The organism is Cupriavidus pampae, assembly GCF_914271485.1.
Taxonomy (GTDB): domain Bacteria; phylum Pseudomonadota; class Gammaproteobacteria; order Burkholderiales; family Burkholderiaceae; genus Cupriavidus; species Cupriavidus pampae.
Genome location: NZ_CAJZAG010000019.1, coordinates 57,159 through 70,342, shown reverse-complemented (window position 1 = coordinate 70,342; position 13,184 = coordinate 57,159). Strand labels below are relative to the sequence as shown.

At 64.4% G+C, this 13,184-nt stretch carries 8 protein-coding genes; all 8 read right to left on the bottom strand.

Annotation, left to right across the window (positions count from 1 at the left end):
• Positions 1-3: 3 nt before the first annotated feature.
• Positions 4-1,467 (bottom strand): glutamate synthase subunit beta, encoded by a 1,464-nt coding sequence (locus LDO41_RS32890; protein ID WP_223995701.1) that lies wholly within the window; start codon positions 1,465-1,467, stop codon positions 4-6.
• Between the two features lie 112 nt (positions 1,468-1,579).
• Positions 1,580-6,307 carry a glutamate synthase-related protein gene (locus tag LDO41_RS32885; RefSeq protein ID WP_377745322.1) on the bottom strand — a complete coding sequence of 1,576 codons (4,728 nt, stop codon included), beginning with the start codon at positions 6,305-6,307 and terminating at the stop codon, positions 1,580-1,582.
• Between the two features lie 305 nt (positions 6,308-6,612).
• The gene (locus tag LDO41_RS32880) at positions 6,613-7,344 is read right to left on the bottom strand and encodes a transposase (RefSeq protein ID WP_223995700.1); all 732 of its coding nucleotides are present in this window, start codon (positions 7,342-7,344) and stop codon (positions 6,613-6,615) included.
• A 148-nt stretch (positions 7,345-7,492) separates the two neighbouring features.
• Positions 7,493-8,629 carry a deoxyguanosinetriphosphate triphosphohydrolase gene (locus LDO41_RS32875; protein WP_223995699.1) on the bottom strand — a complete coding sequence of 379 codons (1,137 nt, stop codon included), beginning with the start codon at positions 8,627-8,629 and terminating at the stop codon, positions 7,493-7,495.
• Positions 8,630-8,689: 60 nt separating this feature from the next.
• Positions 8,690-9,796 (bottom strand): 3-dehydroquinate synthase, encoded by a 1,107-nt coding sequence (aroB, locus tag LDO41_RS32870; RefSeq protein WP_223995698.1) that lies wholly within the window; start codon positions 9,794-9,796, stop codon positions 8,690-8,692.
• Complete coding sequence (locus tag LDO41_RS32865; RefSeq protein WP_223995697.1) at positions 9,793-10,380, bottom strand: shikimate kinase; 588 nt, start codon at positions 10,378-10,380, stop codon at positions 9,793-9,795. The genes aroB and LDO41_RS32865 overlap by 4 nt, the downstream gene beginning before the upstream one ends.
• A 109-nt stretch (positions 10,381-10,489) precedes the next feature.
• On the bottom strand, positions 10,490-12,625 hold the full coding sequence (gene pilQ, locus LDO41_RS32860; RefSeq protein WP_223995696.1) for a type IV pilus secretin PilQ: 2,136 nt from the start codon (positions 12,623-12,625) through the stop codon (positions 10,490-10,492).
• Positions 12,622-13,179 carry a pilus assembly protein PilP gene (locus LDO41_RS32855; protein WP_377745320.1) on the bottom strand — a complete coding sequence of 186 codons (558 nt, stop codon included), beginning with the start codon at positions 13,177-13,179 and terminating at the stop codon, positions 12,622-12,624. The genes pilQ and LDO41_RS32855 overlap by 4 nt, the downstream gene beginning before the upstream one ends.
• Between the last annotated feature and the right edge of the window lie 5 nt (positions 13,180-13,184).

Below are 13,184 nucleotides of genomic sequence, written 5' to 3'. Positions count from 1 at the left end.
GTCTTAACGCGGCAGTTCGGTATGGCCCATCAGGAACGCGTCCACCGAGCGCGCGGCCTGGCGGCCTTCGCGAATCGCCCACACCACGAGCGACTGGCCACGGCGCACGTCGCCGGCCGCGAACACCTTCGGCACATTGGTGTGATACGCGCGTTCGCCTTCGGTCGAAGCCTTGGCGTTCTTGCGCGCGTCGGTATCCACGCCGAATGCCTCGAGCATCGAGCCCACCGGGTTGGTGAAGCCCATCGCCAGCAGCACGAGGTCCGCCGGCAGGATGAACTCGCTGCCCGGCACTTCCTGCATGCGGCCATCCTTCCATTCCACGCGGCATGCCTTCAGTGCGGTGATCTTGCCGTTCTCGCCGATGAATTCCTTGGTCGCCACGGACCAGTCGCGCGAGCAACCTTCGTCGTGGGACGACGACGTGCGCAGCTTGATCGGCCAGTACGGCCACACCAGGGGCTTGTTCTCTTCTTCCGGCGGTTGCGGCAGCAGTTCGAACTGCGTCACCGACGCGGCGCCATGGCGATTCGAGGTGCCCACGCAGTCGGAACCGGTATCGCCGCCACCGATCACGATCACATGCTTGCCGTCGGCGCGGATGTCGTTGAGGCCATCGCCCGCCACTTCCTTGTTCTGCGGAATCAGGAACTCGAGCGCGTAATGCACGCCAGCGAGTTCGCGACCCGGCACCGGCAGATCGCGCGGTACTTCGGCGCCACCGGCCAGCACCACGGCATCGAACTGATCCATCAGCGCCTGCGCGCTGATCGTCTCGCGTGCGTAGTTCTTGATGCCGGCCGGCAGCGCGCCGTCGGTCACCATCACGCCCGCGCGGAACGTCACGCCTTCCGACTGCATCTGCTCGATGCGGCGGTCGATCAGCGTCTTCTCCATCTTGAAGTCGGGAATGCCGTAGCGCAGCAGACCACCGACGCGATCGTTCTTCTCGAACACGGTCACGTCATGACCCGCGCGTGCCAGCTGCTGCGCGGCAGCCATGCCCGCGGGGCCCGAGCCCACCACGGCGACGGTCTTGCCGGTCTTGTGCTTCGGCACCTGCGGCGCGACCCAGCCTTCTTCCCATGCCTTGTCGATGATCGCGTGCTCGATCGACTTGATGCCCACCGGCAGCTCGTTGATGCCCAGCGTGCAGGCAGCCTCGCACGGTGCCGGGCAGATGCGGCCCGTGAACTCGGGGAAGTTGTTGGTCTGGTGCAGCACCTCGATCGCGGACTTCCAGTCCTGGCGATACACCAGATCGTTGAAGTCCGGAATGATGTTGTTGACCGGGCAGCCGTTGTTGCAGAACGGAATGCCGCAGTCCATGCAGCGCGCACCCTGAATCTTCGCTTCGCTGTCGGACAGCGCGAACACGAATTCCTTGTAGTGCTTCACGCGCTTGACTACGGTCTCGTAGCCTTCGTTCTGGCGCGGAAATTCGAGAAAGCCAGTCGCCTTACCCATGTTGCGTCCTTGGTCTTGCTGGGCGAGGCCGGCGTGGAGCGCGGCCTCGCTGTGAGGTCATCTTGTATGCGCCGCGGAGCGGCGCGTTCCTGGTGTGGCTTGTGATGGAGCGTCAGGCAGCCACCGGCTCGCGGTCGGCGTCGCGCGTGGCCTGTTCCTTCTCGAACATTTCGCCCAGCGCGCGCTTGTACTCGGTCGGGAAGACCTTGATGAACTTGCGGCGTGCCGTGGCCCAGTCCGACAACAGCGCCTTGGCGCGCTCCGAACCGGTGTAGCGGAAATGTTGCTCGATCAGGTTCTTCAGGATCTGATCGTCCAGCACGCGATTGCCGTCGACCTTGTGCCACTGCGACTGCGGCTGAGTTTTCTCCTGATCCGCCCCGGCCAGCACAGGCTCCAGCGCGACCATCGCGGTGTTGCAGCGCTTGTCGAACAGGCCGTCCTCGTCATAGACGTACGCCACGCCACCCGACATGCCCGCCGCGAAGTTGCGGCCGGTGCCGCCCAGCACGACGATCGTGCCGCCGGTCATGTATTCGCAACCATGGTCGCCGGTGCCTTCCACCACAGCCACCGCGCCCGAGTTACGTACCGCGAAACGCTCGCCGGCCACGCCGTTGAAGAACGCTTCGCCCGCGATCGCGCCGTACAGCACCGTGTTGCCCACGATGATGTTGCGCGTCGGATCGCCGCGGAACTCGTGCGGCGTGCGCACGATCACGCGGCCGCCCGACAGGCCCTTGCCGACGTAGTCGTTGCCGTCGCCAACCAGGTCCAGCGTGATGCCGTGCGCGAGGAACGCGCCGAACGACTGGCCCGCTGTGCCCTGCAGCTGGATGTGGATGGTGTCATCAGGCAGGCCTTCGTGGCCGTACTGCTTGGCCACCACGCCCGACAGCATCGCGCCGACGGTACGGTTGACGTTCTTCACCGGCTGGATGAACGACACACGTTCGCCCTTGTCGATGGCCGGACGCGCCTTGGCGATCAGCACGTGGTCCAGCGCCTTGCCGGCTTCCACCGACAGGCCGTGATCCTGCACGTCCGTGTGGAAACGCGGCACGTCGGCGGGGATCGGTGCCTGGTAGAAGATGCGGCCGAAGTCGAGGCCGCGCGCCTTCCAGTGCTCGATGCCGGCACGCGTGTCGAGCAGGTCGGCGCGGCCGATCAGCTCGTCGAACGTGCGAATGCCCAATTGCGCCATGATCTCGCGCGCTTCTTCCGCAACGAAGAAGAAGAAGTTCACGACGTGCTCGGGCTTGCCCTGGAATTTCTTGCGCAGCGCCGGATCCTGCGTGGCCACGCCCACCGGGCAGGTGTTCAGATGGCACTTGCGCATCATGATGCAGCCCTCGGCAACCAGCGGTGCCGTGGCAAAGCCGAACTCGTCCGCGCCCAGCAGCGCACCGATCACGATGTCGCGGCCGGTCTTCATCTGACCGTCGGCCTGCAGGCGAATGCGGTTGCGCAGGCCGTTGAGCATCAGCGTCTGCTGCGTCTCGGCCAGGCCCAGTTCCCACGGGGTGCCCGCGTGCTTGATCGACGACCACGGCGACGCGCCGGTGCCGCCGTCATGGCCGGCGATCACGACGTGGTCGGCCTTGGCCTTGGCCACGCCCGCGGCAATCGTGCCAACGCCCACTTCGGACACCAGCTTGACCGAGATGTCCGACACCGGGTTGACGTTCTTCAGGTCGTGGATCAGCTGTGCCAGATCCTCGATCGAATAGATGTCGTGGTGCGGGGGCGGCGAAATCAGGCCGACGCCCGGCACCGAGCAACGCAGCTTGCCGATGTAGTCAGACACCTTGTGGCCCGGCAGCTGGCCGCCTTCGCCCGGCTTGGCACCCTGCGCCATCTTGATCTGGATCTGGTCGGCCGAGGCCAGGTATTCGGCGGTCACACCGAAACGGCCCGATGCCACCTGCTTGATCTTCGAACGCAGCGAATCGCCGGCCTGCAGTTGCAGGTCGCGCTCGATCACGTTGTCGCCGAGCAGACCCTTGAGCGTCTCGCCCTGCTTGATCGGAATGCCGCGCAGTTCGTTGCGATAGCGCTTCTCGTCCTCGCCGCCTTCGCCCGTGTTCGACTTGCCGCCGATGCGGTTCATCGCCACGGCCAGCGTGGTGTGGGCTTCGGTCGAGATCGAGCCGAGCGACATCGCGCCGGTGGCAAAGCGCCGCACGATTTCCTTGGCCGGTTCCACTTCCTCGAGCGGAATCGCGCGCGCGGGGTCCACCTTGAACTCGAACAGGCCGCGCAGCGTCATGTGACGGCGGCTCTGGTCGTTGATGATGTTCGCGTATTCCTTGTACGTCTGGTATGCGCCCTTGCCATCGTCGGCACGCACCGAGTGCTGGAGCTTGGCCACCGAATCCGGCGTCCACATATGCTCTTCGCCGCGGACGCGGTAGGCGTACTCACCACCGGAGTCGAGCATGGTCTCGAGCACGGGGTTGCTACCGAATGCATCGCCATGCAGACGCAGCGCTTCCTCGGCCACCTCGAAGATGCCGATGCCCTCGACATTCGACGGCGTGCCGTGGAAATACTTCTGCACCAGCTCGCGCGACAGGCCGATGGCTTCGAAGATCTGCGCGCCCGTGTACGACATGTACGTCGAGATGCCCATCTTCGACATCACCTTGTACAGGCCCTTGCCGATCGCCTTGACGAAGTTCTTCACGGCCTTGTCCGAGGACAGGTCGCCCGACAGGCCCGACGCCATGTCGGCCAGCGTTTCCATCGCGAGGTACGGGTGCACGGCTTCGGCGCCGTAGCCGGCCAGCAGCGCGAAGTGATGCACTTCACGCGCCGAACCGGTTTCCACCACCAGACCCGTCGACGTGCGCAGGCCCTTCTCCACCAGGTGATGGTGCACGGCCGAAGTGGCCAGCAGCGCGGGGATTGCCACCTGGGTATCGTCGACGCGGCGGTCGGTGATGATCAGGATGTTGTAGCCCGAACGCACGGCATCCACAGCTTCCGCGCACAGCGACGCGAGGCGCGCCTCGATGCCTTCCTTGCCCCATTGGACCGGATAGCAGATGTTGAGCTCGTACGAGCGGAACTTGCCGCCAGTGTAGTGCTCGATGTTGCGGATCTTGGCGATGTCCTTGAAGTCCAGCACAGGCTGGGACACTTCGAGGCGCATCGGCGGGTTGATGTTGTTCAGCTCCAGCAGGTTCGGCTTCGGACCGATGAACGACACCAGCGACATGACCATGTTCTCGCGGATCGGGTCGATCGGCGGGTTGGTCACCTGGGCGAACAGCTGCTTGAAGTAGTGGTACAGCGTCTTGTTCTTCGAGGACAGCACGGCCAGCGGCGAGTCGTTGCCCATCGAGCCCGTGGCTTCCTCGCCGGCGATCGCCATCGGCGCCATCAGGAACTTGACGTCTTCCTGCGTGTAGCCGAAGGCCTGCTGGCGGTCGAGCAGACGCGCCACCGGCTTCTTCTCGGCGGCCACGTCCTCGGCCTTCGCGTCGAGCTCGTCGAGCTTGATGCGCACGGCGTCGATCCAGCTCTTGTACGGCTTGGCGTTGGCGAGGTTGTCCTTCAGTTCCTTGTCGTCGATGATGCGGCCCTGTTCCATATCGATCAGGAACATCTTGCCCGGCTGCAGGCGCCACTTCTGCACCACGCGCGACTCGGGGAACGGCAGCACGCCGGCTTCCGAAGCCAGCACCACGATATCGTCCTCGGTCACGTAGAAACGCGCCGGACGCAGGCCATTACGGTCGAGCGTCGCGCCAATCTGGCGGCCGTCGGTAAAGCAGATCGCGGCGGGGCCGTCCCACGGCTCCATCATGGCGGCGTGGTACTCGTAGAACGCGCGACGGTTGTCGTCCATCATCGTGTGCTGTTCCCACGCTTCCGGAATCATCATCATCATCGCGTGGACCAGCGGATAGCCCGCCATCGTCAGCAGTTCGAGGCAGTTGTCGAACGATGCCGTATCGGACTGTCCCGGATAGATCAGCGGCCACAGCTTCGGCAGGTCGTCGCCGAGCACCGGCGAGGAGATCGCGCCGGTACGCGCGTTGATCCAGTTGACGTTGCCCTTGACCGTGTTGATTTCGCCGTTGTGGGCGACCATGCGATACGGGTGAGCCAGTTCCCATGCGGGGAACGTGTTGGTCGAGAAACGCTGGTGCACCAGCGCCAGCGCCGACACCGTGCGCGAGTCCTGCAGGTCCAGGTAGTACTCGCCAACCTGGTTCGCCAGCAGCAGGCCCTTGTAGACCACCGTGCGCGCCGACATCGACGGCACGAAGTATTCCTTGCCGTGCTTGAGCTTGAGCGCCTGAATGGCGTGGCTCGCGGTCTTGCGGATCACGTACAGCTTACGTTCCAGCGCGTCCGTGGTCATGATGTCGCGGCCGCGACCAATAAAGATCTGGCGGATGACCGGCTCGGTCGTACGGACCGTCGGCGACATCGGCATGTTGCAATCGACGGGCACGTCGCGCCAGCCGAGTACGACCTGGCCTTCCAGACGCACCGTGCGCTCGAGCTCCTGCTCGCAGGCCAGGCGGGAAGCGTGTTCCTTCGGCAGGAAGATCATGCCCACGCCGTATTCGCCGTTGGGCGGCAGCGTCACGCCCTGCTTGGCCATCTCTTCACGGTAGAACTGGTCCGGAATCTGGATCAGGATGCCCGCGCCGTCGCCCATCAGCGGGTCCGCGCCGACGGCGCCCCGGTGATCGAGGTTCTCGAGGATCTTCAGGCCCTGGCTGACGATTTCGTGAGTCTTCTTGCCCTTGATATGCGCGACCATGCCGACGCCGCAGGCGTCCTTTTCATTGGTCGGGTCATAGAGACCTTGCGCCTGTGGCAGGCCGCTCTGTGCGGCATCGGAAGAGTGTTGCGAGTGATCCACGGGCAGTTATCCGGTGAAGGCTGCGCGTTTAGGCAAGGGGGGACCGAGGGTTCGGCTGCCGGCTTCGCCCGGGACTCTCAGGTCTCGATTGACGATGCCGTGGACAGCGAACCGCTGCGGCGTACACGAGCGTGACGCGCCGCACAATGAATGTGGGTGGAGCAACTATATGAGAATCCGGAATGACTCGCAAAAGTTTTTAAATGGGGTCAGAACAGATTTAAATCTGCACCATTTTTTGCGGTCATTTTAATGGGGACACATTAAGTTATATCCACTTCCGCACCGTCTTGTTCCTCCACACGCGCATTTTCTCGTTTCGGTCGTCCCTTGGGCAGCGGCTGTACCCGCCGCACCGCGTGGCGGCCCAATTGAGTCAGAAATGCCTCCCCACCCAGCGGCCAGCCGCTATGGGCATGCTGCTGCAAAGCCGCAAGGGTCTTGCCCGACAACCCCTCCGCCGTGAGCGCGCGGTAGTTCGATTGGCGCTCGAAAGGCGTGTTACCTAATGCCCAGTACAAAGAGTGATCGCTCACAAGCGGACTCGATTCGATGCCCGCGTGATGGTGATAGCTGCTCCAGCGGTCGAGCTCGGGCGACGCCACCTCGCCCGCGCGCACCGCATTGCCTTCGGCATAGAGCATCGCGGGCAGTAACCAGCCCTCGGGCTCGAGCACCGCGGAGCGGAAGCGCCCTTCCCACAACGTTCCGGTCCGCGCTGCCACTCGATTGAAGTAGCGCGCATAGCGACGACCGACCGCCTGCATCACCAGGCTCAGCGCGTCCGGGCCCTTCGGGGTGGCCACCAGATGCACGTGGTTGGGCCGCAGCGCATAGGCGTGGACCGCGAGGTCATACTCGCGCGCGGCCATGCGCAGGCTGTCGAGGTACTCGGCGTAATCGTCAGGCCCCTGGAAGATAGGCTGGCGATTGTTGCCACGCTGCAACACGTGTGCAGGCAAACCGGAGGGAGAAAAGCGGGGAAGACGGGCCATCGGGCATCGCAGCCACCCGTCGGGCACTAGCGGTGGCGCTAGCAGCGGCAGGGGGCATCAACGAATCGGGTCAGCAATGGCGCCATCATAGCCCGAGCGCCCGTCTTATCCGTCCCCATTTTTTTGATGGGCGGCGGCACGCCGCCTTTTATTCGCTCTCGCTGACCGCGAAGATGCGCCGATGCTCGCGAATCGCGTAGCGATCCGTCATGCCGGCGATGTAATGCGCGATCAGGCGCGGCTGGTCGCCACCGTGGCCCGCCTGATACTGCGGCGGCAGCAGGCGCGCATCGGTCATGAATGCGCCGAACAGGTCGGAGACGATGCGCTGTGCTTTCGCGGACATGCGCATGACCAGGTAGTGCCGGTACAGGTGCCGGAACAGGAAGCGCTTGAGCGCGGCCGCTTCCTCGTGCACCTTCGGACTGAACGCTACCAGCGTGCCGGCGGCGCGTACCGCGTCGATCGACTTCACGTTGGCAGCCACGATGTTCTGCGTCGTGGTCTCGATCAGATCGACGATCAGCGTGTTGATCATGCGTCGGACCGTCTCGTTGATCGCGCGGCGGCCGTTGATGCCCGGAAATGCCTGCGTCACCTCGGCGCGATGGCGCGCCCACATCGGGACTTCGTCGAGCTGATCGAGCGTCAGCAGCCCCGAACGCAGGCCATCGTCGATATCGTGGTTGTTGTACGCGATCTCGTCCGCCAGATTAGCCAGCTGCGCTTCCAGCGGCGGCTGCGCGCCCTCGAGAAAGCGCCGGCCCAGCTCGCCAAGCGCCGCGGCATTGACGCGCGAACAATGCTTGAGAATGCCTTCGCGCGTCTCGAACGTAAGGTTGAGGCCGTTGAAGCCGCCGTAGCGCTCCTCGAGTTCATCGACGACGAGCAGGCTCTGCAGGTTGTGCTCGAACCCGCCGTGGTTCTTCATGCAGGTGTTGAGCGCATCCTGTCCCGCATGGCCGAACGGCGTGTGGCCGAGGTCGTGCGCCAGCGAAATGGCCTCGACGAGGTCCTCGTTGAGCCGCAGGTTACGCGCGATCGAGCGCGCGATCTGCGCGACTTCCAGGCTGTGCGTCAGGCGCGTGCGAAACAGGTCGCCCTCGTGATTGACGAAGACCTGCGTCTTGTATTCGAGCCGCCGGAACGCCGTGCTGTGGATGACGCGATCGCGATCGCGCTGGAATTCACTGCGCGACGACGATGCGGCTTCCGCATGCACGCGGCCGCGCGATTGCGCGGAGCGGGCGGCGTATGGGGCGAGATGGGATTCGAGATCGGTCATGCGGCAATCCGTGAGTCCAACATGGGGTCGGCGTTAGGGTTGCGAGGCATGGCCGATCGGTCAGGCGACCGGCGCCTCGGTTGGGGGTTTCAACACCGCGTGACGCAGCGTGTCGCGCAGGTCCGGATCCGGCACGGTGGTGATGAACGCCTCGCCCAGCTTGCGCAACAGGATGAACTTGACGCTACCGGCCTCGGCCTTCTTGTCCACCTTCATCAGCTCGATATAGCGGTCCACGCCGAGGTCCGGTGCGACCACGGGCAGCATCGCCTTCTGCGTCAGCGTGCGGATGCGCGCGAGCGTCTGCACGTCGATAAAGCCCAGGCGATGCGACAGATCGGCGGCCATGACCATGCCGCAGCCGACGGCTTCGCCGTGCAGCCATTCGCCATAGCCCATGCCCGCTTCGATCGCATGACCGAACGTGTGGCCGAAGTTCAGGATTGCGCGTAGCCCACCCTCGCGCTCGTCCTGCGCCACCACGGACGCCTTGATCTCGCACGAGCGGCGCACCGCTTCGGCCATGCGCGTCGTATCGCAGGCGTTGAGCGCGTCGATATGTTCGGCGATCCACTCGAAGTAATCGGCATCGGCAATCGCGCCGTGCTTGATCACTTCGGCCAGGCCTGCGGCCAGTTCGCGCGCCGGCAGGGTCTTCAGGGCCTCGATATCGGCGATCACCGCGTTGGGCTGGTGGAACGCGCCAATCATGTTCTTGCCGAGCGGATGGTTGATGCCGGTCTTGCCGCCCACCGACGAATCCACCTGCGCCAGCAACGTGGTCGGCATCTGCACGAACGGTACGCCGCGCATGTAGCAGGCCGCGGCAAACCCGGTCATGTCGCCCACCACGCCGCCACCGAGCGCGATCAGCGTGGTCTTGCGATCCGCCCCCGCGCGCAGCAGCGCGTCGAAGATCAGGTTCAGCGTTTCCCACTGTTTGAAGCGCTCGCCATCCGGCAGCGTCACCACGCGCACGGTCTTGCCGAGCGACGTCAGCGCGGCTTCCACGCGCGCCGCATAGAGCGGACCCACGGTCTCGTTGGTGACGATAACCGCGTGCTGGCCGCGGACGTGCGGCTGCAGCAGGTCGGCGCGGCCCAGCAGCCCGCCGCCAATATGGATCGGGTAACTGCGCGCCCCGAGGTCGACTTCAAGCGTGATCATGTGTGGGAACCCTGCACCGGTTCGTTCTCTGCGCCCTCGGTCATCGCCGCGGGCGGAAATACATAGCCGGCCATTTCAAGTTGCATGAGAACCATATTAGCAAGCTGCGCCACGGACGGCTTGCCGGTTTCGATAATGAAGTCCGCCACCTCGCGGTAGAGCGGGTCGCGCTCGGCAAACAACGCCTCCAGCCGCGCCTTGGGATTCTCGGTTTGCAGCAGCGGCCGGTTACGGTCGTGGCGCGTGCGCAGCCACAGGTCGTGCGGGCTCGCGCGCAGATACACGACGGTGCCATTGGCCTTGAGCGCGTCCCGGTTGGCCGGGCGAAGCACCGCGCCACCGCCCGTCGCCAGCACGATGCCCTGCCGGCTCGTGAGCTCGGCGATCGTCTGTTCCTCGCGATCGCGGAAGCCCACCTCTCCCTCGCACTCGAAAATAACCGGAATCTTCACGCCACAGCGCGCTTCGAGTTCGTGGTCCGAATCGAAGAACGGGTAATCGAGGCGCCGTGCCACGGTGCGGCCGACGGTCGTCTTGCCGGCGCCCATCAGACCGACAAAATAGAGGTTCGGAGCTGCTGTCACTGTCGTTGAAGAGCCGAAGTCGTCTTCGCCTCACATAGAAAAAAGGCCGCGTCGATGTGACGCGGCCTGCCAGTTTAATGCATCCAACGGGTGCGACGCACCCGCGGCATCATTTCAGCGACACATTGTCATTCAGAATACGCGGCGTCAGGAACACCAGCAGTTCGGTGCGGTCGTCCTGCTTCGAGTTGTCGCGGAACAGATAACCGAGCACCGGAATGTCGCCCAGGAACGGCACCTTGTTCGAGTTGTTCTTCAGCGTCTGCTGATAGATACCCCCGATCACCACGGTACCGCCGTTCTCGACCAGCACCTGCGTCTGCACGTGCTTGGTGTCGATCGCAAAGCCAACCGGCGTCTGAATACCCGGGCTGTCCTTGTTCACGTCCACCTCGAGCATCACGTTGCCTTCGGGCGTGATCTGCGGCGTCACCTCGAGCTTCAGGTTGGCCTTCTTGAAGCTCACCGCGGTCGCGCCGCTGGAGGTCGATTGCTGGTACGGGAACTCGGTACCTTGCTCGATCAGCGCCTTCACGTTGTTGGCGGTCACCACACGCGGGCTCGAGATGATCTTGCCCTTGCCATCCGCTTCCAGTGCCGAGAGTTCCAGCGCGAGGAACCGTCCGGCACCCGCGTTGAACAGGCTCACCGCCACCGACGCCGGATTGATCGTGTTGATCGCGGCGGCCGGCAGGCTCAGCGCGGGACCGTTATCCCACTGTCCGTCCTGCGTCACCGGGCTGACGACGTTGGTGTACGTGTTGCCGTAGCCCGCGCCGCTGCGCGGCGAGGCAAAGCCGAGCTTCACGCCGAGGTTGCGGCTGAAGGTATCCGACGCCTCGACGATCCGTGCCTCGATGATGACCTGGCGTACCGGAATGTCGATCTTCGTCAGGAACTGCTGCACTTCCTCGAGCTTGCTGCCGATGTCCGACACGAACAGCTGGTTCGTACGCGGATCCGCGGTCAGCGAGCCACGCTTGGACAGGATACGGTTGGCCGCCGCACCGCCCACGCCACCCACTGCCGGCGCCGCGCCGCCACCCGCGCCACCGGTCGGCGCGATACCCAGCAACATGCGGCGCACGTCGTCGGCACGCTGGTAGTTCAGCTGGAACACCTGGCTGCGAATCGGCTCCAGTTCCACGATCTGCGCGCGTGCCTCGAGCTCGGCCTTTTCCTTCTCGGCCAGCTCGTTCTTCGGCGCGACCCACAGCACGTTGCCGTTGCGGCGCGAAGCCAGACCCTTGGCATCGAGCACGATCTGCAGCGCCTGATCCCACGGCACATCCTTGAGGCGCAGCGTCAGGTTGCCCTGCACCGATTCGCTCGTGATGATGTTGAGGCCCGTGAAGTCGGCAAAAACCTGCAGCAGCGAACGGATGTCGATGTTCTGGAAGTTCAGCGACATGCGCTCACCACGGAAGCCCTGCCCCGCGATCAGCTTGTTCGGATCTTCCTTGACCGGGCGCACTTCGACCACGAACTGCGTGTCGGTCTGGTACGAGCTGTACTCCCAGTTGCCGCGCGGCTCGATCGTCAGACGCGCATTGCCGGTCGTATCGGTGGCACGCATGGCCTGCACGGGCGAGCCGAAGTCGCTCACGTCGAAGCGGCGGCGCAGATCCGTGGGCAGCGTGGTGCCGATAAAGTCCACCACGAGGTTCTGGCCCTGCTGCTGGATGTTGATGCCCGAATCGCGCGACGACAGATCCACCACCACGCGGCCGGCGTTGTCGGTGCCGCGACGGAAGTCGATGTTGCGCACGCTGGGCCGCGTTGCCGCTGCCGCTGCCGCCGCGGTGGCGCTCGGCGCGAACGTCGGCGCGACCGGCTTGGTAGCCTGCGACGAGTTCTCGATCACCACCAGCAACTGGTTGCCGCGGATCTCGGTGCGGTAAGGCGCGCTGCGGACGAGATCCAGTACCACGCGGGTACGGGTTCCAATCTGCATCACGTTGGCGCCCTTCAGCACCTTGCCCGCATAGTCATACTGCGCGCGCCCCGGCGCAAAGCCGGTGTCCATCAGGTCGATCGCGATGCGCGCGGGATTCTGCGTCGTGAAATCCGCAGGTTTCTCGCGCGGTGGCGCCTGCAGATCCATCGTGAACACGGTCTGTTCGCCAATCACGTTGGCGTCGACCTGCTTGATCTGATTTGTCTGAGCCCATGCAGCCGGGGTGGCCAGCACGAGCACCATCGCCGCCGCGCCCGCGAGCGCGCGATACCAACGTGTCGTGTTCATGCGGACCCCTCCAGCTTCAGGCTGGTCATTTTCTCTTTCCAATCTGAGACCCCTTCCCGAACCAATTCGCGCAACACGATCTCTTGATCGCTGATGCGGACCACCCGGCCATAGCTCTGGCCGAGATACTGACCCACCTTGACGTGATGGATCTTGTTATCTACGCGTACGACACCGTAGGTCTCGCCGTTTTTCTTCATCATGCCGAGCATCTTGAAGTTCTCCAGCGGATAGTCTTCAAGCGGCTCGTGTCGCCGGCCGGCCTCCGGCGACTCAGACATCGACTTGTTCAGCTCGCCGATCTTGGTCTGTGCAAAGGGCTCTGGCGCACTGCGGCCGCCATACTCGCGCGGCACGTACGGCGTGACATCGGGCAGAGGCTCGGGCGGTGGCACCTTGGCCGCGCGCGTCGTGGCCATCCACTGCTGAAGATCCTCATTCTGGCTGCCCCCGCAGCCTCCCAACGTGCTTGCAGTCATCACAGCAAGCACCGCCAGCGCGAGCACCCGACGCGCACCCTGACCCGCGTGCCCGATATCCTGCTGGCACGCCATGCGAT